This is a genomic window from Nocardia sp. NPDC051929, assembly GCF_044548645.1.
GTDB lineage: Bacteria > Actinomycetota > Actinomycetes > Mycobacteriales > Mycobacteriaceae > Nocardia > Nocardia sichangensis.
This window is the reverse complement of record NZ_JBIUCG010000015.1, coordinates 202,418-222,484: the sequence shown is the minus strand read 5'-3', so window position 1 is coordinate 222,484 and position 20,067 is coordinate 202,418. Positions and strand designations below refer to the sequence as shown.

Below are 20,067 nucleotides of genomic sequence, written 5' to 3'. Positions count from 1 at the left end.
AGCGATACAGCGCGCGTTCGGACGGCCTCGCACCGCCGCGGCCGGAGCGACATGCGCTCGGCACCAGTTCCTTCAAACCGACCGAAAGGCAGTTTTCACTGCGGGAATCGGTCCGACGCGGCTGTAGGGCCTTGTCCTCCGTCGAGAGGTCGGCCGCCCACCGCGGATCGCGGGCGAGCAGGAATGAACGCACCAGCGCTTCGTGGGGAGGCAGCGGAGCGGCCGAGCCCCGCGACCCCATCCCGAATGATGATCGGTAGCGACGATCCCCGGCTGACCGCCCTCCGGCGCGGATGGTGCGCCGCACCCGGCGACGACCATCGAACGACGCGATCAACGCGGTAGCAGAGGAATTCCACCGCCGAGCCGACGCGCGACCGAGCCGTAGCGAGCGTCGAGTCGCAGCCAGGTTCTGGTCGCGCGGACACGGACGATCTCGGCGGCTGGGATACGGCGAGGGTCGGCCTTCTCCCCCGAGTGCGGGATGAAATCCATCGCCGTGAGCGCGAAGACGACACGCATCGGCACCTGCACCCGGGTGCCCGCGCCGGACACGGTCAGCACCGCCTGATCCAGCAACGAGGCGGGCGGGCCGTGGCCGCTGCCGTGTTCCTTCGCCAGCTGCGCACCCTGCTCGGCGAGCTCGACCAGGGTGCGTGCGGGCACGTCGTCGACGTGTGCGAAACCGTCGACGGGTGGCAGCGCGCCGCGCCATGCGGAGTCCATCGAATATCCGAGGTCGATCGGACTGCCACCGGCCGAACCGGCCAGCACGAGGTCGGCGCCGACCGTCACGTCGTCGACGCCGAGTTCGGCGACCACGGTGCGCATCGCCAGCGCTTCGAAACCCGTCGCCACCCAGGCCGAGACGTATTTCTCCCCGCGGCGGCGCAGGCGCACCACCGCCCCGGGGTCCAGCCGCACGGCCCTGGTCAGAAACGTCGCGAGATTCTCCCGCTCCGCCGGATCGGGCACATGCAACACTCGTTGTTCCGCCATCACGGCCGCTCCGCCGTCAGCACTCCGCCGCCACCGACGCGGTCGCTCAGTCCATCCATTCGGACAGGTAATCACGCTCGGCGTCAGTGAGCCTGCGCAACCGCTGCGCCCGCATGTCGAACGCCGCGATCTGCGTGGACGCCACCACGGCTGCGGGCGAGTCGGGCAGCGCGCCCGCCGCCCGCACCTCGTAGCCGATGGTGAAGTCGACCGCGCGCAGCTGCTCGATCCACATGGCGATGTCCAGCGGCGTGTCCTCATGCCGCAATTGACCGCGATAGCGGACACGCAGATCGGCGAGGACGCACCCCTCACGCAGCGGTGCGGTCGGGCGGCCGTCCTCGAACAGCCACGGAATGCGCGCCTCTTCCAGCAGCGTCACCATCCGGGCATGGTTGACGTGCTGGAACACGTCCATGTCCGACCACCTGACATCCACCTTGGCGTGGAACCGCTTGGGCAGCACCAGGCTGCCCGCGGCCTTCCCGCTGCCGCTCACCGAACTCGTCAACGTGGTACCTCCGATTGAGCGCCCACCCCGCTCACCATGCTCCGCACTTGCCGCGCTGCAACCGACAACGTGGCGAGATCGTGGGTTCCGGACTCGAACAATTCCGACAGCGCCGCCCTGGCTCTGCCGAGGCGGGACTGATTCTTCGACTCCCAGTATGCAATCTTCTCGTCCGCCGTCTCCTCGGGGTCGCCGCCGGAGAGCACGTCGAGCGTGAGCGAGCGCAGCGACCCGTACATGTCGTCGCGCAGGGCGAGCCGCGCCAGCGCGTGCCAGCGGTCGCCGCGTTCGAGGTGGCTGACCGCCTGCAGCAGCCAGTCGATCTTGAGGTGGTCGTTGAGCGCGTAGTACAGCGACCCGACCTCGTCTCCGTCCCGGTCGGTGATGTCGGCGATGTCCACGATGTCCAGCAGCGGGAAGAGGTGGAGCAGACCGAACACCTCGGTGGCGAGGTCGGTCGGCGCACCGCGAGCGATCAACTCGGCGGACCGGTCGGTGAGCGAGAACACGTGGTGCCCGCGCAGCCATCCCGGCACCTTGGGGGCGAGTTCCCGCACGTCGGCCCGGTACCGGCTGATCTCGGAGCCCACCGCGATCGGCTGCGGGCGATTGCTCAGCAGCCACCGGGATGCCCGGTCGAGGGTCCGCTTCGTCTCCAGTTCGAGCAGGTCGCGCACCGGGGTCGGCGCGTCACAGGCGCGGATTCGCGCCCATCGTTCGTCCAGGTCGAAGATTCCGCTCGCCGCGGCGAAGGCGCGCACCGCATCGGTGGTGGTGGCGCCGACCTCTTCGTTCAACCGGTGCGCGTAGGTGATGCCGCCGTAGTCCACCATCTCGTTGACGATCATGGTGGTGACGATCTCCCGGCGCAGCCGGTGGCGTTTGATCGCCGCTCCGAACCGGTCGCGCAGCGGCGTGGGGAAGTACTCCGGCAGCCGCGCGGCGAAGTATTGACTGTCGGGCAGGTCGGAATCGAGCAGATCGGCCTTGAGCGAGAGCTTCACGTGCGCCATGAGATTGGCCAGCTCGGGCGAGGCCAGTCCGGCGTTCTCCTCCAGCCTGTGCTTCATCTCCTGGTCCGAGGGCAGCGCCTCGAGTTCGCGGTCCAGGCCGCGACGCTGTTCGAGTTCCTCGATGAGCCGCGTCTGCACGCTGAGCATCTGCGGCGCCTCGGTGCGCGAGATGCCCATGAGGAAGTTCTGCGCCACATTGTCCTGCAGGACCATCTGGGCGACCTCGTCGGTCATGGAGGCCAGTAGCGGGTTGCGCTCGTCCGGCGGCAGCTGACCGCCGGAGACCACGGCGTCGAGCAGGATCTTGATGTTGACCTCGTGGTCGGAGCAATCCACGCCCGCCGAGTTGTCCAGCGCGTCGGTGTTGATCTTGCCGCCGTTGCGGTTGAACTCGATGCGGCCGAGGGCCGTGGCACCGAGATTGCCGCCCTCGCCGATCACCTTGACTCGCAACTGATCCCCGTTGACCCGGACCGCGTCGTTGGACTTGTCGCCCACCTCGGCGTTGGTCTCGGTGCTCGCCTTGATGTAGGTGCCGATACCGCCGTTCCACAACAGATCCACCGGAGCGAGCAGGATCGCGCGAACCAGATCCGGCGGCGACAGCGATACGACGTCGTCGCCCAGGCCGAGAGCCGCCCTGGCCTGCGGGCTGATCGGCACGGCCTTCACGGTGCGATCCCACACACCGCCACCGGGGCTGATCAGCGACGTGTCGTAATCCGCCCACGACGACCTCGGCAACGCGAACAACCGCTGCCGCTCCCGGTACGACCGCGCCGCGTCGGGAATCGGGTCGAGGAAGATGTGGCGGTGGTCGAAAGCGGCCACCAGACGAATGTGCTCGGACAACAACATGCCGTTGCCGAACACATCACCACTCATGTCACCCACACCGACCACCGTGAAGTCCTGGGTCTGAGTGTCGATCTCCATCTCACGGAAATGCCGCTTGACACTCTCCCACGCACCCTTGGCGGTGATGCCCATCGCCTTGTGGTCATAACCCGCCGAACCACCGGAAGCGAACGCATCACCCAACCAAAAGCCATAACTTTGGGCCACGTCGTTGGCGATATCGGAGAACGTCGCAGTGCCCTTATCGGCCGCAACGACCAGATAGGTATCGTCACCGTCACGCCGCACCACCCGAGCGGGCGGAAGCACCTCCCCGCTCGCGCGATCCACGTTGTCGGTGACATCCAGCAGGCCCGAGATGAACGTGCGATAGCAAGCCACACCCTCGGCGCCCAGCGCCTGCCGGTCCGCGACCGGATCACCGGTGGCCGCGGGTGGTTGCTTCACCACGAAACCGCCCTTGGCGCCGACCGGCACGATGACCGCGTTCTTCACCGCCTGCGCCTTCACCAGGCCCAAGATCTCCGTACGGAAATCCTCCAAACGGTCCGACCACCGCAATCCACCACGGGCCACCGGCCCGAAGCGCAGGTGCACGCCTTCCACCCGCGGCGAGTACACGAAGATCTCGAACTGCGGCTTCGGCTTGGGCAATTCGGCGATCTCCCGTGGCTCGACCTTCACCGACACGAAGTCGCGCGGTTTGCCTTCCGCGTCGGTCACGTAGAAGTTCGTCCGCAGCGTCGCTTTGACCAGGCCGAGGATCGCGCGCAGGATGCGGTCCGCGTCCAGGCTGACCACCTCGTCGATCCGCCCGCGCACCTGGGTCTCCAGTTCCGCGGCGTGCTCGGCGGAGACGGTGTCGGGGTCGAAGCGCGCCGCGAACAGGTCGACGAACAGGCGCGCGATATCCGGATAGGTGAGCAGCACACGGCAGATGTTGGCCTGGCTGTACGGAAAATTGGCCTGCTGCAAGTACTTCGCGTAGGTGCGCAGGATCGACACGGCCCGCCACGGCAACCGGGCACGCAGCACGAGCTCGTTCATCCCGTCCGCCTCCGCGCGGCCGTACCACATGGCCGCGAAGGCTTCCACGAACCGTTCCCGCAGCCCGCGCACCTCCGCCTCCAGCACGTCGGCGCGTTTGGAGGACTCGAGCAGTTCGGCGTCCAGATCGCGGTCGAGCGAACTGCGCAGCAGCTCCGGGCGGGCCAGCAGGCCGAAGTCGTAGATCCACCGCTCACCGCCGGTGCCGTCCGCCGCCGCCTCCAGCGCGATCTGGTACGGCCGCTCGTCGACCACCTCCACACCGAGGCTCTGCAACAGCGGAAGCACCTGGCTCAAGGAGATGCCGCTACCACCGACGTAGAGCGTGAAACGCCACGAGCCCGGCGCCGAATCCGGCTTCCGGTACAGATATTGATCGATGACGCCGTCTCGCAAATGTTCCAGGCGCACGATGTCCCTCAGCGCGCGGGCCGCGGCGAAATCCTGTTTGTAACCCTCGGGGAAGGCCTCCGCGTATCGCTGCACCACCGCGGGATCCAGCACCGTCGACGTGCTCACCTCGTCGTTCAGCCGGTCCTCCCAGGTGCGGCTGGCCTCGGCGAGCAGGTTCTGCAAGCGCAGCCTGGTGGGCTCGGAGGTATCGGCGCCGGGCGGCGTACGGCGCGGGACACCGAGTTCGGCCTCCGGCATGCGCACGGTGAAATACACTCGCGCCAACTCGCTTTCGCCCACCCGCGCGGAGTAGTCGATGGACACGCCACCCAGTTCGCGGACCAGGATCTCCTGCATCTCGAGCCGAGCGCTGGTGGTGTACCGGTCCCGCGGCAGGTAGACCAGGCAGGCGACATAGCGACCATAGGTGTCCGCGCGCAGGAACAGGCGCACCTGGCGCCGCAGGCTGACGCTCAGCACGGCGGTGGCGGTGCGGCGCAGCGTCTCGCTGTCGGCGGAGAACAGCTCGGTGCGCGGGAAGGACTGGATGACCTCGAGCATGGCCTGACCGGAGAACGAGTCCAGGTCGAATCCGCTCTCCTCGATCGCCGAACGGACCCGGCGTTCGATCACCGGGATGTCCAGAACGTTCTCGTGCACGGCGGTGACGGTGAAGACGCCGATGAACAGGTGTTCACCGACGATGGTTCCGTCGGCGTCGAAATCGGCGACACCGACGAAATAGGGATACACCGCACGATGCACGGTGGCGGGGACCAGCCCCTGGGTCAGCGTGAGCAGCGGACGGTCACCGCCGTTGACCGGCACGTGGAAGTCGGTGCCCACGTCGGGCCGCAGCACGCCGAGGCAGGTGTCGGGCACGACGGTGGACATCTCGCGGCCCTGGTCGGTGCTCAGTCGGTAGCGCGCGTAGCCGAGCAGGGTGAAGTTCCCCCCGGCCAGCCAACGCAGCAAGTGAGCGGTGTCGGTCAGTTCGGTCGGCTGGAACGGCGCGGACCCGGATTGCGCGGCCGATTCGAGATCGTCGGCCAGTCTGCTCTGCACGTCTTCGATGGCCTCGGTGTCGCCGATCACCTGACGCACGTCGTCCACCACGTCCGGCACCGCGGATTCGATCTTGGCCAGCAGCGCCGCACTGGTCGACGGGTGCAATTGCACGTGCATCCAGGACTCCCGCAGTCCCGCCCCGCCGGTGCCGTCCACCTCGTGCGCGGCGGCGTGCGTCAGCCGCCCCTCCTCGTCCCGCTCGACCTCGAAGATCGGGTGGATGATCTCGCTGACGCTGGCGCCGATCCGGCTCAGCGACGAGCTGATCGACTCGACCAGCAGCGCCATGTCATCGGTGACGATCTGCACCGCCGCACCGATTCCGGAGCCGTCGTCCGGGTGGTACACCCGCACCAGTGCGCGACCGGGGCGGCGCGTCACCGCCAACTCCAAGTGCCTTCGGAAGATCTGGGTGATGCCGGTGATCGCACAGTCCACATCGCCCGCGTCGACGTGGCGGAAGTACGCCTCCTCGAGCGTCGCGAGTTCGCCGCGCAGTGACTGCGGCAAACCCGCGGCCCACGCCGCGCTGGACAATTCGGACGAGACGGTCATTTTTCGCCAACTCCCTCGGATATCGGTTCCGTAACAAAGTGACGCCGGTCCGAGAGTAACTGTGCGCCGATGACGCGTGGGTGAATTCCCTTTTCACATCCGGTGGTTCACCACGACGGCGGAGTTCGCCGCTCGTGTGCCGAGATCACACGCGACAACCTCGGGCACAGCACAGAAGTCGGACCCGCGAACGTCAGGTGAGCGCGACAGGTCGTATCCGTGGCGGCAGCGGCGCCGCACCGGTACCTCGGGTCAGCTCGACCACCGCGTCGGCGGTCGAAGCCACCGATTGCTCGAACTGCGCCTGCGCATTCACGACTCCCACCCTAGCGAGCTACGCGTGGGTAGGTGTCACTCCTGTTCCGCGTTCCCCGGAAAGACTTTTCGCGCCACCCCACCGCGGCCGTCGCCCCCGCTCTCGACCCGAACTCCGGCTCAACCGGCCCCGCATGGCACACCAGCAAACGCCAGGCAGCGCGCACTCGCTCATGGCAGGCAGGCGGGCACCCTGGCAAGGAGAAACCTCGCCGACACCAGATCCAGCGGCGGTGAAGGTGCCCCGGACGTATATCGAACAGTCGGAGCCCTTCCCCGCTCACCGACCAGGCCCAACAAGGTTTACGCTGCGCGGGGCGAACTGTATCCGAGTGACCCACCCCGGGAACATATGCGTCCGACGTCCCTGTCTTGCCCCCTATGGCCCCCAGCAACCACCGCCGACCGGGGCCCTCCACAGGCGAGGTCCTGCGCCGCCCGAAGTCGAACCGTGGGATCCGCCGAAATCCGGGCTTTCGCGGCGTTGTCGACCTCGCCCGGCCACAGCATCCAGGCAGTGCGACACGTAGGGCGGGTGCGGCCGCACCGTGCACCCGCCTACGCCGACGAACTCAGCCGCGGGTGAGTTTGCGGTGCGTAACCCGGTGCGGGCGGGCCGCTTCCGGGCCGAGCCGCTCGACCTTGTTGGCTTCGTACGCTTCGAAGTTGCCCTCGAACCAGAACCACTTGGCCTCGTTGTCGGAGTCGCCCTCCCACGCGAGGATGTGGGTGCAGGTGCGGTCCAGGAACCAGCGGTCGTGCGAGATGACCACGGCGCAGCCGGGGAACTTCTCCAGCGCGTTCTCCAGCGAGCCGAGGGTCTCGACGTCGAGGTCGTTGGTCGGCTCGTCCAGCAGGATCAGGTTGCCGCCCTGTTTGAGCGTCATCGCCAGGTTCAGCCGGTTGCGTTCACCGCCGGACAGAACGCCCGCGGGCTTCTGCTGGTCGGGGCCCTTGAAGCCGAACGCGCTCACGTAGGCGCGCGACGGCATCTCCTGCTGGCCGACCTCGATGTAGTCGAGGCCGTCGGAGACCACCTGCCAAACCGTCTTCTTGGGGTCGATGCCCGCGCGATTCTGGTCGACGTAGCTCAGCTTGACCGTCTCGCCGACCTTCACCTCGCCGCTGTCCGGCGACTCGAGCCCGACGATGGTCTTGAAGAGCGTGGTCTTACCGACGCCGTTGGGCCCGATCACGCCGACGATGCCGTTACGCGGCAGGGTGAACGACAGGTCCTTGATCAACTGACGGTCGCCGAAGCCCTTGTCCAAGTGCTCGACCTCGACCACCACGTTGCCCAAGCGCGGGCCCGCGGGAATCTGGATCTCCTCGAAGTCGAGCTTCCGCATCTTCTCGGCCTCGGCCGCCATCTCCTCGTACCGGCCGAGGCGAGCCTTGTTCTTGGCCTGCCTGGCCTTGGCGCCGGAACGGACCCAGGCGAGCTCTTCCTTGAGCCGCTTCTGCAGCTTCTGGTCCTTCTTGCCCTGGACCTCGAGCCGCTCGGCCTTCTTCTCGAGGTAGGTGGAGTAGTTGCCCTCGTACGGGTAGGCGCGGCCGCGGTCCAGCTCCAGAATCCACTGGGCGACGTTGTCCAGGAAGTACCGGTCGTGGGTGACCGCGAGCACGGCGCCCTGGTACTGCGCCAGGTGCTGTTCGAGCCAGTTCACGCTCTCGGCGTCCAGGTGGTTGGTCGGCTCGTCGAGCAGCAGCAGGTCGGGCTTGCTCAGCAGCAACTTGCACAGCGCCACGCGGCGGCGCTCACCACCGGAGAGGTTGGTGACCGGCTCGTCCGGCGGCGGGCAGCGCAGCGCGTCCATTGCCTGCTCGAGCTGGGAGTCCAGGTCCCACGCGTCGGCGTGATCCAGGTCCTCCTGCAGCTTGCCCATCTCCTCCATGAGCTCGTCGGAGTAGTCGGTGGCCATCAGCTCGGCGATCTCGTTGAAGCGATCCAGCTTCACCTTGATCTCGCCCATGCCCTCCTCGACGTTGCCGCGGACGGTCTTCTCCTCGTTGAGCGGCGGCTCCTGCTGGAGGATCCCGACGGTGGCGCCGGCGGCGAGGAACGCGTCACCGTTGTTCGGCTGGTCCAGTCCGGCCATGATCTTCAGCACGCTGGATTTACCCGCGCCGTTCGGGCCGACGACGCCGATCTTGGCGCCGGGAAGGAAGTTCAAGGTGACATCGTCGAGCACGACTTTGTCGCCGTGCGCCTTACGAACCTTCTTCATTTGGTAGATGAACTCAGCCATAAGTGTGAAGCCTATCGGTGCGAGAGATGGGGGGACGAAGCAGAGCTACCCTGCCGCCGGGACGAAAACCGGCCATGCGATCAAGCGTCGACCGGCTCGGGCGCGTTGCCGCGCGGCGGTGCCGAATCGGCGGCAACGATATTCTCCCCCGGCGCGTCGCCCACCGGCACCTGACCTTCAGCGCTCGCGATCGCGGAAGTATTCCGTGGCGGCAGGTCGGACAGCCGCGTCAAGTGCGCGACACAGCGGGACAGGTCCGGTCCGACCGCGGTGGCGCGCATCTCCAGATCCCGTCGCTCCACACCGTCCTTGCTCCGGTACTCGTGGGAGCGCAGCTGGCCGTAGGCGATGATCGGATCGCCGCGCCGCAGTGACGCGTCGACACCTGCCACCAGCCTGCGCCAGCAGCTGACGGTGAGATAGAGGGTGCCGTTGTCCACCCATTGCCCCGACGTCTGGTCCAATCGGCGGGAATTGCTGGCCAACCGGAAGGTGACCACCTGCTCGCCATTGGTCAGATCACGCTTGACCGGATGGGTGGCGATCGTTCCGATCACGGTCGCATTCGCCTCGTACATAGCTACGCCCCTTCACATTCGGATCCGGAACCGCCCGGAATGTCCTCCCCCTCCAGGAGGCACTTCCAGCGTGCGCCGATTTCGCGGACCCGAGCGATCCGATCCGGGAATGTGCACAACTTCCCGAAATGTGAAGACCGAGCTTTCACGCCCGCGTGGTCAGAACACCGCCACGTCGGTATTGGCGCCGCAGAGGACCACGACCGGTCGCTCGTCCGGCGCGGGAACGTAGACGCCGCTGTGCACTGCGGCCAGCGCCGTGGCGCCGGACACTTCCACCAGGATGCGGAATTCGCGCCACAGATATTCCCGCGCCGCGCTGATCGCGTCGTCGCTGACCAGCACCGAGCGCACGCCGTGGCGGCGGGCGACGTCGAGTGCGATGTCACCGATCCGGGTCGGCCCCAGCGAGTCGACGGTGATCCCGGACCCGACAATGTCCACCGGACGCTCGGCCGCCAACGCCGCGCGCAGGATCGCGGCGCCGTCGGGTTCCACCCCGATCACCCGCTGACGCCGCCCGACCGCGGCCGCGATGCCCGCGACCAGTCCGCCACCGCCCACCGCGGCCAGCACCGGTGGCCGACCACGTACCTGCTCCTCGAGTTCCAGCCCCACCACACCGATGCCCGCGACCACCGCGGGCAGGTCGTAGCCGTGCAGCAGCAGCGCGCCCCGTTCGGTGGCCAGCTCGGTCGCGTGCTGCAAGGCCTCGGCGTAGCAGGTGCCGTGCCAGAGCACCTCCGCGCCGTGCGACCACATCGCGGCGACCTTGGTGTGCGGCGCCGTCTCCGGGACGACGACGGTGCAGGATTTTCCGAGCCGCGCCGCGGCCAGCGCAGCCGCGATACCCGCGTTGCCGCCGGAGGCGATCACCACCTGATCGACCCCGGCGCCCGACTCGAGCAGCGCGTTGAGGCTGCCGCGTACTTTGAACGTCCCGCCGTGCTGGAGGTGCTCGAGCTTGATCGTCACCGGGACGGGACCGGACGGGCTCGCGATGGAGGTGTGGAAGACCGGCGTCTTACGGATCTGCCCCGCCAGCCGCTTGCGTGCGGATCGCACGTCCGACCGTTCCACCCGCCCGGCCGGTCTGTGTGGGGAGACCGTGGTGGCGCGTTCACTCACTTACGCACTTCTCCATCTCGCTTGGCCAGTTCGGCGAACATCGCGTTGTGTGCGGCGAGTGCGGCGTCGTTGTCGCGTTCGGCGGCTCGATCGGTGCGCTGCGCGAGTCGCTGATCGCTGCGCGACCATTGGATCAGCAACGCCAGCATCACCACCACCAGAGGGACCTCACCGCTCGCCCACGCGAGGCTGCCGCCGGTGCGCTGGTCGCCGAGCAGATCGCCGTTCCAGCCGAGACCGAGGCCGTGGTAGAACCAGCCGCCGAGCACCGTGGTCATGCTCATCAGCGCGATGCCGAAGAACGCGTGGAACGGCAGCGAGCCGAACACCATGGCGAGCTTGGTCAACGGCTCCACCTGCCTCGGCTTGGGATCGATGCCGATCACCACCCAGTAGAACAGGTAACCGCTGAGCAGGAAGTGCACGTTCATCAGCAGGTGCGCCGCGTGCGAGTCGGCGTAGGCGTCGAAGATGCCGCCCAGGTACAGCGCGTAGAAGCCGCCGACGAAGATCGCCGACGCCACGATCGGGTGGGTCAGGAAACGCGAGACCGGGTTGTGTACCGCGGCCAGTAGCCATTCCCGCGGACCCGGCACGCCACCGCGGCCGGCCGGCGGCAGCGCGCGCAGCGCCAGCGTCACCGCGCCACCGAGCGCCAACAGGATCGGCGCGAGCATGGACAGCGCCATATGGGCTCCCATATGCACGCTGAACATCGCGGGGGAGTACCGGCCGACGCCGGAAGAGGTGGCGACGAGCAGCACCACACAACCGGACAGCCAGGCGAACGTCCGCCCGGCCGGCCACGCGTCACCCCGCGCTCGCAGCCGCCGCACGCCGAGCAGGTACAGCACCGCGAGCACGATGGACAGCGTTCCGAAGATCAGATCGAACCGCCAGTCGAACGCCAGGCGGGCGAAGCTGGGCGGCCCGGCCAGGTTGTAGCCCAGCTCCACTTCGACCGGCGTCGGAACGGAATCCGGCGGTGGCGGCGGCGTACGGCCGAGCCCGACCGCGAGGCCGATGGTCGCGGCGAAGATCAATACTTCGACGCCCGCGTACCGCACCAGGGCCAACCGGTCGCCGGGATCGGCCGCCAAGGCGGGCAACGAGGCGCGGCGCTGCACGTAACCGAACACACCGAGCACCGCCAGCGCGGCGGCCTTGGCCAGCACCAGCCTGCCGTAGGTGCTGGAGAGCAGTTCGTCCAGCGGCACGCGGACCCAGGAGTTGATCACGCCGCTGACCGCGATCACGGCGAAGGCGACCGTGGCGGTCGACGAGAAACGCCGGGCCGCGACGTCGGTGTACGCACCGCCGCGCAGGGCGTGCGCGAGCACCGCGAACAGGCCGCCGACCCAGACGGCGGACGAGACCAGATGCAGGATCAGGCTGTTGGTCGCCACGTCGTGCGACCCGCCCGAGGAGGAATGGCCGGTCAACGCCAGCGGCATCATGGTGGCGATCGCGGCCCCGAGCAGGACCGGAGTCCAGCCCCAGCGCAATGCGAGGCGGCAGCCCACGGCGACGATCAGGGCGAAAACGACGGTCGTCCGCCAAGCTCCGGCCAACTCGATTCGATCGATCGCCTGCCACAGTTCCTGCGGGCGCAGAACATCCCCCACCGGCCGTCCGGTGGTGTCCGAAACCGTCAGCGGCACCAGCAGCGCCGCGCAACACGCCCAGACCACCGCGAAATTCGACGCCCTGCGCACCGCGCGATACCCGCCGACGTCCAGCAGCCCGTTCGACTGCGGCGGCACCAGGAAGGCCGCGAACAACAGCGAGCCGACTGTCAGCGCGGCCGACAGGTCGGCGAGCGCCCGGACCGCGGGCAGTCCGTAGGTGGTCGCCGCACCCGGGTCGGGGATGCCGAGCAGGCTCAGTGCCTGCGCCGCCGACAACCCCACCACCAGCGCCGCGACCACGGCCGCGGTGGCGCCGGCCAGCGCGGTGATCGTGCCGAACGTCGCCCCCGACCGAGCGGCCTCGACTCGGGGAGCGGCGGACGAGGTGGGGGCGGAGGACATACGACTGAGCGTAGTTCGGCGAGTATTCCGTGGCCCGGTCGGGTTTGTACCGATATCCTTGGCCCCGATCACCACGGCGCGTCACCTACTGTTCGGGATGGCTGAAACGTTGCTAACGCTAAGAATCCGGCCACCTGGACGCTCGCTATAATCGACTCGCTGGACAGCACGGCCAATGTCGGCCATCGTAGAACCCGCTGCCTCCGTAGCTCAGTTGGATAGAGCAAGGGCCTTCTAATCCCTAGGTCGCAGGTTCGATTCCTGCCGGGGGCGCAACAACCCCTGTGACCTGTACATACAACGGGTCACAGGGGTAGTACCCACCGAGCGCGACGCTCAAACACCAAAGAACATTGCCCAGTCGGCTTCTCTATCCGGAGCGTAATTTCGACGATCCGGCCGAGTTCGCCGACGACTTCGCGACCGAGTTGCGGCACCGCTTCGGAGCAGCCGGCCAGGAAGTACGGCGGCACGCCGAAGGTGGCCCGGAAGATCGCCGTGGGTGAGCACGCCCATGATGAGGATTCGGTCGCGGAGGGCCGCAGTACGCTGTCGCCGGTGAGTTCTCCGGTCCTGGACCACATCGATCGCGCGATCGTGCACGCGCTGCACATCGACGGGCGCGCACCGTTCAGCCGCATCGCAGCGGTGCTCGGCGTGTCCGATCAGACGGTCGCACGGCGGTATCGCAGGCTGCGCGCCACCGGGCAACTGCGGGTGGTCGGCCTGCCGAACTCCCGGCGACTGGGGTGGGTGGAGTGGTTCGTCCGGGTCCAGGTGACCCCCGACGCGGCGGTGGCTGTCGCCGATGCGCTGGCCCGGCGGCCGGATACCTCGTGGGTCTGCCTCACCTCGGGCGGCACGCAGATCGTCTGCGTCACCCGCACCCGCAGTTCCCGAGAGAGCGATGCCCTGCTGCTCGGGCAGTTGCCGAAGACGCCGCGGGTCACCGGCGTCACCGCGCACTGCCTGCTGCGCGTCTTCGCGGGCGGTCCGGCCGGCTGGCACGGCCGGGCCGACTCGCTCACCGCCGAGCAGATCGCCGCGCTGGCCCCGTCTCAACAGGCGTCGACAGCGCCTGCGGAGGGCGACGAGGAATTGTTCGCCATCCTCGCGCAGGACGGTCGCGTCGGTTACTCCGACATCGCCCGGGCGACCGGGTGGTCCGAGATGACGGCCAAACGCCGCCTGGCCCAGTTACGCGAGGACGGTGCGTTGTTCTTCGACGTGGATATCGATCCGGTACTGCTGGGATTCGAGACGCTGGCGATCCTGTGGCTGACCGTCGACCCGGCACGGGTGCGGCAGGCCGCCGAGGCGATCGCCGCGCATCCCGACGTCGCCTTCGCCGCCGCCACCACCGGCCCCACCAACCTGCTGCTGTTCGCGGCCTGCCGCGATGTGGACGCCCTCTACGACTTTCTCGAACAGGGCATCGGCAACCTACCGGGCATCCGCGGCGTGGAGAGCGCTCCGGTCATCCGTAACAGCAAGCGAGTCGGCGCAGCCCTCACCCGAACACGCCGCTGAGCGCGACACATACTTCCGCCCTATTCGGTGCACAGTCCGGGCGGGAGCCGTTGCGTGGCCGGGTGAGCGATTCCACCATTGCAGACGGCAATATGTCGAAATCCCGCAATCAACGGGCGGTGACTGGAACAGGTGCCCCACGGCGGCCCAGCCTTTTGGGCATGACCGACATCGATCGCATCGACCACTCCGTCCTCTACACCACCGACATGGATGCCACCGCCGGAACATACGAGGCGCTCGGCTTCACCCTCACGCCGCTGTCCATGCACATGGGCTCGGATCGGCCCGGTGGTGAGCGCAAACCGATGGGTGCGGGCAACCGGTGCGCGCTGTTCGGCTCGACCTACCTGGAACTGCTCGGGCTGTTCGGGGACGGTTCGGTCGATCCGTGGCAGATCCGGCCCCTGATCGCACAATACGAGGGTCTGCACGGCTGCTCGTTCGGCTGCGCGGACGCCGAAGCGGTCGAGCGCCGGCTGCGCGCGGCCGATCTGTCGTCGTCCGGGGTGCTGCCGCTGCAACGCGACGTGGACACCCCCGACGGCCCGGCGACCGCGCGGTTCGAGGCGGTGCACCTCGACCGCGCGCTGACCCCCGAGGGGCTGATCCACATCGCCCGGCATCTGACGCCCGAACTGATCCATCAGTCCCGCTACCTGGACCACGCCAACGGCGCCACCCACTTGCACAGTGTGCTGCTCGTCGTGGACGACACGGAACTGGCGGCGACCGTCGACCGCTACGCCCGCATCCTCGACGTCCGGCCGCTGACCGAGCCGCCGCTGACGGTCCTGCCGCTGACAGTGGGCCGGATGGAGATCGTCGCGGTCTCCGACTTCGAGGTGGTCCTGCCCGGGGAGCCGGTGCCCGCACTGCCCTACCTCGCGGGCCAGGCCGTCGCCGTCGCCGATCTCGACGCCGCGCGGAAACTGGTGGTTGGCAACGGTTTCACCGTGCGCGAGCTGCCCGGGGGATTCTTTGTCGGGGCTGCCGAGGCCCGCGGCGGGGCGGTCGCCTTCCTGGCGGCATGAGCGATGAACGAACTGGTACACGCGCCCGCCGGGGCATTGCGCGGTGTCAGCAGCGGGTCGGTGACCGCGTTTCGCGGCATCCCGTTCGGCCGGGCCGCGCGGTTCGCCGCGCCGGGGCCCGCTGCCGCCTGGACCGGGATACGCGATGCTCGGCGGCCGGGTCCGGCGTCTCCACAGCCACGCTCGCGGCTGGAACGGGTGATGGGGCCGGGCAGTGCACTCGACAGAAGCGAGGACTGCCTGTCGCTGAACGTATGGACACCGGGCGGCACCGGGCTGCCGGTGCTGGTCTGGCTGCACGGCGGCGGGTTCTCCAGCGGTTCGGGCGCCGAAGCCTGGTACGACGGCTCCCTGTTGGCCGAGCGTGGGCGGATGGTGGTCGTCACGGTCAACTACCGACTCGGCGTATTGGGGTACCTGTACTTGGCGCCGGAATACGGCCCGCCCAATGTGGGCTTGCTGGACCAGGTCGCGGCGTTGCGCTGGGTGCGGGAGAACATCGCGGCGTTCGGCGGCGACCCGAGACGCGTCACGCTGGCAGGTCAGTCGGCCGGGGCGCTGTCGGCGCTCGCACTGCTCCGCCACCCGGCCGGTGTAGGGCTGTTCCGGCAGGTCATCCTGCAGAGCACGCCGACAGGGACGCGGCCGTACGCCCCGGCCGCGGCCGCCGGGATCGGGCGGCAATTCCTCGAGGTACTCGGCCTGCACCCCGAGAAGGCGGATCGGCTACGGGCCGTGTCGATCGGCCGATTGCTGTCCGCGCAGGGAGAGCTGGCCCGGCGGCGGGCCGTACCGCTGGACGTGACACCGCCGTTCCAACTGGTCGCCGCGGGTGGGGTGTCCGCCGACCTGGTGGGCGGACTGCCCCATGACCTGCCGATGCTGGTCGGCACGACCCGCGACGAAGCCCGCGCGTTCTTCCCCGACGGGCCTGCGGAGCTGACCGAACGGTTCTTCGGCCTCGACGGCCTGCCGACCCGATCGGCCTTCGCTTTCCGGTTCGACTGGTCTCCGCCGGACAGCCTGTTCCGAGCCTGCCACTGCATCGACCTACCCTTCGTGTTCGGCCGTCTCGAGGCCTGGCGCACGGCGCCGATGCTGGCCGGCGCGGACCCGGCCGACCTGCGGCGACTGACCATGAAAGTGCAGCAGGCCTGCGCTGCGTTCGTGCACACCGGTGATCCCGGCTGGGCCGGGTTCCCGCACATCGAGCACTTCGTCTAGGTCCGTGTCTCGAGCCGAGATCACCGAAGCCTCACTCGCCGCCGATCGCGACGACGTACTTGCCGGAACCTCGTCCAGTGGCAAGCAGATCGTGTATTTCAGCGACCCGGTCCAGCGAGTCGACCACCGTCACCGGCAGTTCCAGTCCGCCGTCACCGACCTTGGCCAGACCGTCGGCGAGGGCCGCGGCGACTCTGTGCGGCACCGTGTCCCGCAGCCGGCTGATGCTGAACCCGATCAGGGCGACGTTGCCGCCGATGAGCCGGGCCAACGGCGGCAACGGCGTGGGCGTGCCACCGGTCGCGTTGCCGAACAGCACGATTCGCGCACCGGGCGCGGCCAGTTCCAGGTCGAGCTCGAGATTCGCGGTACCGGTCGGATCGAGGATGACGTCCACCCCGCCCGGGGCCGCGGCCCGCACCGCGGCGACGACATCCTCGCCGCGCGCGGTGACGACATCCCACCCCGCCGCGAGCCCGTCCGCGATCTTGTCCGGCCTGCCCACCGTGCCCAACCGCGGGCCCGCGCCGTCGGCGGCCGCCAGTCGCGCGACCGCGTGGCCGACTCCCCCGCTGGCCGAGTGCATGAGCACCGAGTCGCCGGGCCGCAGCCGGGCGGCATCGCGCAGCAACAACGTGGCGGTCGACAGCACGAGCGGCGCGGCGGCCGCGACCGGTAGCGGTACGGCGGCGGGTACCGCGGTGACCACGTCGGCGGAAGCGAGTGCGACCTCGGCCAGCCCGCCCGCGCGGGTCAACGCGGCGACGCGGTCTCCGACGGCGAAACGGTCGACCCCCGCGCCGAGCGCGCGCACCCGGCCCGCCACCTCCAGCCCGGGCGTGTACGGCCAGCCGGAGGCATATCCCGCGTCGCCGCGTCGCGCCATGACATCCATGAAGTTGATACCTGCGTAGGCGACCTCGATCGCCAGCTCGCCCGGACCCGGGCGCGGCTCGTCGGTCGAGACGACCCGCGTCGTGGTGGCATCCGGCGCCGGACCGGTCAGCTGCACTGCCCGCATGAGGACCCCTTATTCGATGTTCGATGTTCGTCGAACATAGAATAAGCACGGTAGCCTGCTTTCACCAAGGAGGAGGGAGTGCGCACATGGCCCGATCGCAACGGAACACGGCCCCACCGCGGCACCCCGACGTCGCCGAGCTGGACCTCCTCGACATCCTGCACGCGCTGTCCGACCGGACCAGAATGACGATCGTGCGGACGCTGTGGACCGGGCCGGAGCGGGTTTGCGGCACCTTTCCCGTGGATGTCGCGCCCTCGACGCTCAGCCATCACTTCCGTGTCCTACGCGAAGCCGGCCTGATCCACCAGCGAGACGAAGGCACCAAGCGCTGGACATCACTGCGCCGCAACGATATCGAGGCCCGATTCCCCGGCCTCGTCGGCCACATAGTCGACGCCTTCGAACGCGCGTGAATCACACCGTGGTGCGCAACCGCCAGGACCCGAAAAGTGCGGCGACTACGGCGTAGGGCGCGGACCGCAGTCGCCGAGCCCGCCTGCCCGCCACCGGAAGCGGGCACGCCACCGGACCCGGCGGCTAGATCGTCGCGGTCGACGAGGCGATGTCGTCGGCCAGCGGGGCGATGGCGCCCAGGATCTGGGCGACCAGATCGGCGGGCACGCCCGCCGCGGTGAGCGACGCCTCCAGATGCCCCGCTACCAAGCCGAAGTGCTGCATGGTGATACCCCGGCCCTGGTGTACCTGCTTCATCGGAGCACCGGTGTACGGGATGGGACCGCCGAGGGCCGCGGCGAAGAACTCGACCTGTTTTCCCTTCAAGCGCGACATGTTCGTGCCGGTGAAGAATCCGGCCAGTTCACCGTCGGCGAGCACGCGGGTATAGAAATCTTCCACGACGACCTCGAGTGCCGCGTGACCGCCGATCTGGTCGTAGATGCTGCTGGTTGTCTTGCTCTTCCCGAGCCAGGAGGGCATTCGCATGGCTACCAGGACACCACCGGACTGTTGCGTCCGGATTAGTACAGTGTCGCGACTCTTTTGCCTTCGTCGCAACGCGATTACTCGCTCCTCACCGCCACGCGGGCATCGCTGAGATAGTTTCGCAACACGTACGGAAAGCCTTCATCCGCACACCGCTTCCATCGCTGCCGCCAATAGCCGGATGCCGTGGTCGATCTCGTCGTCGGCGATCGTCAGGGGCGGCATCAATTTGATCACCTCGTCCATCGAACCGGACGTCTCCACGAGCAAGCCACGATCGAAAGCGGCCCGGCCGACCTTTTCCGCGAGAGACGTGTCCTCGAACGCGACGCCGTGCACCAGGCCCCGCCCCCGCGTCGAGACTCCGGGGAAGGTCGAGACGAATTCGCCCAGGGCTCGCGCGATCCGCTCCCCCTTGGCGACGGTCGCGAGTTCCAGTGCGGAATCCGACCAATAGTGCTCGAGCGCGACACGCCCCGTCACGAACGCCGCGTTGTTGCCCCGGAAGGTGCCATTGTGCTCACCGGGCGCCCACTGATCGAGCTCCGGCCGAAACAACACCAACGCCATCGGCAGACCGTAGCCGCCGATCGACTTCGACAACGTCACGATATCGGGCGTGATCCCGGCGACCTCGAAAGAGAAGAACGGCCCGGTACGGCCGCAACCCATCTGCACGTCGTCGACGATCAACAGAATGCCGCGGGCCGAACACAATTCGGCCAGTCCGCGCAACCACTCCGCCCGGGCCACATTGATGCCGCCTTCGCCCTGCACCGTCTCCACGATCACCGCCGCAGGCTTGTCCAACCCCGATGACGGATCATCCAGCGCCTTACGCATCCACAGCAGATCGTCGGCGACACCGAGATACCCGTCGTATGGCATCGGCATCGCGTGCCCGAGCGACACCCCTGCACCCGACCGCTTCGCGGCGTTCCCGGTCACCGCCAGCGCGCCCAGCGACATCCCGTGGAAAGCGTTGGTGAAGCTCAGCACGGTCTGCCGCCCGGTCACCTTGCGCGCGAGCTTCAACGCGGCCTCGACCGCGTTGGCTCCGGTCGGCCCGGGGAACTGGACTTTCCAATCCAGCCCGCGCGGGGCGAGGACGTTGTCGCGCAACACTTCCAGCAACCGCCGCTTGGCGACGGTGGACATGTCCAGCCCGTGGGTGATGCCGTCCCCGGCGATGTAGTCGAGCAGCGCCCGCTTGAGTACGGGGTTGTTGTGGCCGTAGTTGAGTGAGCCCGCGCCCGCGAAGAAATCCAAGTACTCCTTGCCGTTCTCGTCGCGCAACCACGCTCCGCTGGCGGTGTCGAAGACGGCGGGCCAGCAGCGACAGTACCCGCGCACGTTCGATTCGAGTGCCTCGAAAACAGTCATCTCGGCGACGGTCATCGGCGTTCCTTACTCGTCGTGCGCGAGCGCTCCACAATCTGAAGTGAGAGTGTTTCTAACATCGACGCAGCCCGGATGTGGCCTTTTCTTCAAAACGCGCCGAAGCCTTTCCCGCTCCGCGCCGCGGCCAGTAGAGTCAACTCCTTGTGCGCGGCAGACCGGAGGGGGGCG

Annotated in this window: 15 protein-coding genes and 1 tRNA gene; 5 read left to right on the top strand and 11 right to left on the bottom strand. The window is 68.3% G+C overall.

Features of this window, described 5'->3' with window-relative positions; genetic code table 11:
* Positions 1–333 precede the first annotated feature (333 nt).
* The 8 genes from ACIHAX_RS21905 to ACIHAX_RS21870 all read right to left on the bottom strand — a co-directional run bounded on the left by ACIHAX_RS21905 (position 334) and on the right by ACIHAX_RS21870 (position 12,744).
* Positions 334–999, bottom strand: coding sequence for a hypothetical protein (locus ACIHAX_RS21905; RefSeq protein WP_355075919.1), 666 nt, complete (start codon positions 997–999; stop codon positions 334–336).
* Positions 1,000–1,045: 46 nt separating this feature from the next.
* Complete coding sequence (locus tag ACIHAX_RS21900) at positions 1,046–1,417, bottom strand: acyl-CoA thioesterase (RefSeq protein ID WP_379254323.1); 372 nt, start codon at positions 1,415–1,417, stop codon at positions 1,046–1,048.
* A gap of 89 nt (positions 1,418–1,506) precedes the next feature.
* On the bottom strand, positions 1,507–6,444 hold the full coding sequence (locus tag ACIHAX_RS21895) for an NAD-glutamate dehydrogenase (protein WP_397279282.1): 4,938 nt from the start codon (positions 6,442–6,444) through the stop codon (positions 1,507–1,509).
* Between the two features lie 193 nt (positions 6,445–6,637).
* Positions 6,638–6,760: a hypothetical protein gene (locus ACIHAX_RS21890; protein WP_355075915.1), complete on the bottom strand. Its 123-nt coding sequence runs from the start codon at positions 6,758–6,760 to the stop codon at positions 6,638–6,640.
* Positions 6,761–7,331: 571 nt separating this feature from the next.
* Positions 7,332–9,008, bottom strand: coding sequence for an energy-dependent translational throttle protein EttA (gene ettA, locus ACIHAX_RS21885; RefSeq protein WP_039796561.1), 1,677 nt, complete (start codon positions 9,006–9,008; stop codon positions 7,332–7,334).
* An 80-nt stretch (positions 9,009–9,088) separates the two neighbouring features.
* A complete protein-coding gene (locus ACIHAX_RS21880) occupies positions 9,089–9,586 on the bottom strand; it encodes a single-stranded DNA-binding protein (RefSeq protein ID WP_355075913.1) in 498 nt (165 codons plus the stop codon).
* Between the two features lie 159 nt (positions 9,587–9,745).
* Positions 9,746–10,714 carry a serine/threonine dehydratase gene (locus tag ACIHAX_RS21875; RefSeq protein ID WP_355075911.1) on the bottom strand — a complete coding sequence of 323 codons (969 nt, stop codon included), beginning with the start codon at positions 10,712–10,714 and terminating at the stop codon, positions 9,746–9,748.
* Entirely contained in the window at positions 10,711–12,744 is a 2,034-nt protein-coding gene (locus ACIHAX_RS21870) for a cytochrome c oxidase assembly protein (RefSeq protein WP_397279279.1), read from the bottom strand. Before ACIHAX_RS21870 ends, ACIHAX_RS21875 begins: the two co-directional genes overlap by 4 nt.
* A gap of 199 nt (positions 12,745–12,943) precedes the next feature.
* On the opposite strand from ACIHAX_RS21870, the gene ACIHAX_RS21865 reads away from it, so the two are divergent.
* From ACIHAX_RS21865 to ACIHAX_RS21850, 4 genes are all read left to right on the top strand, one after another.
* A tRNA-Arg gene (locus tag ACIHAX_RS21865) sits at positions 12,944–13,017 on the top strand.
* A gap of 285 nt (positions 13,018–13,302) precedes the next feature.
* Complete coding sequence (locus ACIHAX_RS21860) at positions 13,303–14,274, top strand: Lrp/AsnC family transcriptional regulator (RefSeq protein ID WP_397279277.1); 972 nt, start codon at positions 13,303–13,305, stop codon at positions 14,272–14,274.
* A gap of 161 nt (positions 14,275–14,435) precedes the next feature.
* The gene (locus ACIHAX_RS21855; protein WP_397279275.1) at positions 14,436–15,308 is read left to right on the top strand and encodes a VOC family protein; all 873 of its coding nucleotides are present in this window, start codon (positions 14,436–14,438) and stop codon (positions 15,306–15,308) included.
* A 3-nt stretch (positions 15,309–15,311) separates the two neighbouring features.
* Positions 15,312–16,532, top strand: coding sequence for a carboxylesterase family protein (locus tag ACIHAX_RS21850; RefSeq protein ID WP_397279273.1), 1,221 nt, complete (start codon positions 15,312–15,314; stop codon positions 16,530–16,532).
* 31 nt (positions 16,533–16,563) lie between these two features.
* Here ACIHAX_RS21850 and ACIHAX_RS21845 read toward each other — a convergent pair whose 3' ends face one another.
* Positions 16,564–17,553: a zinc-binding alcohol dehydrogenase family protein gene (locus ACIHAX_RS21845; protein WP_397279271.1), complete on the bottom strand. Its 990-nt coding sequence runs from the start codon at positions 17,551–17,553 to the stop codon at positions 16,564–16,566.
* A gap of 86 nt (positions 17,554–17,639) precedes the next feature.
* Between ACIHAX_RS21845 and ACIHAX_RS21840 the strand changes: the two genes are divergently transcribed.
* Positions 17,640–17,969, top strand: coding sequence for a metalloregulator ArsR/SmtB family transcription factor (locus ACIHAX_RS21840; RefSeq protein WP_356968276.1), 330 nt, complete (start codon positions 17,640–17,642; stop codon positions 17,967–17,969).
* A gap of 124 nt (positions 17,970–18,093) precedes the next feature.
* On the opposite strand, the gene ACIHAX_RS21835 is transcribed toward ACIHAX_RS21840, so the two are convergent.
* Both ACIHAX_RS21835 and ectB read right to left on the bottom strand, forming a co-directional pair.
* The gene (locus tag ACIHAX_RS21835) at positions 18,094–18,492 is read right to left on the bottom strand and encodes a group 1 truncated hemoglobin (protein ID WP_355075990.1); all 399 of its coding nucleotides are present in this window, start codon (positions 18,490–18,492) and stop codon (positions 18,094–18,096) included.
* 147 nt (positions 18,493–18,639) lie between these two features.
* Entirely contained in the window at positions 18,640–19,896 is a 1,257-nt protein-coding gene (ectB, locus tag ACIHAX_RS21830) for a diaminobutyrate--2-oxoglutarate transaminase (protein WP_364429732.1), read from the bottom strand.
* Positions 19,897–20,067 lie beyond the last annotated feature (171 nt).

Coding starts and splice junctions, on each gene's coding strand:
- ACIHAX_RS21905 (WP_355075919.1), bottom strand. CDS start 999: ATGGCGGAACAACGAGTGTTGCATGTGCCCGATCCGGCGGAGCGGGAG.
- ACIHAX_RS21900 (WP_379254323.1), bottom strand. CDS start 1,417: ATGGACGTGTTCCAGCACGTCAACCATGCCCGGATGGTGACGCTGCTG.
- ACIHAX_RS21895 (WP_397279282.1), bottom strand. CDS start 6,444: ATGACCGTCTCGTCCGAATTGTCCAGCGCGGCGTGGGCCGCGGGTTTG.
- ettA (WP_039796561.1), bottom strand. CDS start 9,008: ATGGCTGAGTTCATCTACCAAATGAAGAAGGTTCGTAAGGCGCACGGC.
- ACIHAX_RS21880 (WP_355075913.1), bottom strand. CDS start 9,586: ATGTACGAGGCGAATGCGACCGTGATCGGAACGATCGCCACCCATCCG.
- ACIHAX_RS21870 (WP_397279279.1), bottom strand. CDS start 12,744: ATGTCCTCCGCCCCCACCTCGTCCGCCGCTCCCCGAGTCGAGGCCGCT.
- ACIHAX_RS21855 (WP_397279275.1), top strand. CDS start 14,436: ATGACCGACATCGATCGCATCGACCACTCCGTCCTCTACACCACCGAC.
- ACIHAX_RS21850 (WP_397279273.1), top strand. CDS start 15,312: ATGAACGAACTGGTACACGCGCCCGCCGGGGCATTGCGCGGTGTCAGC.
- ACIHAX_RS21845 (WP_397279271.1), bottom strand. CDS start 17,553: ATGCGGGCAGTGCAGCTGACCGGTCCGGCGCCGGATGCCACCACGACG.
- ACIHAX_RS21840 (WP_356968276.1), top strand. CDS start 17,640: ATGGCCCGATCGCAACGGAACACGGCCCCACCGCGGCACCCCGACGTC.
- ACIHAX_RS21835 (WP_355075990.1), bottom strand. CDS start 18,492: ATGCCCTCCTGGCTCGGGAAGAGCAAGACAACCAGCAGCATCTACGAC.
- ectB (WP_364429732.1), bottom strand. CDS start 19,896: ATGACCGTCGCCGAGATGACTGTTTTCGAGGCACTCGAATCGAACGTG.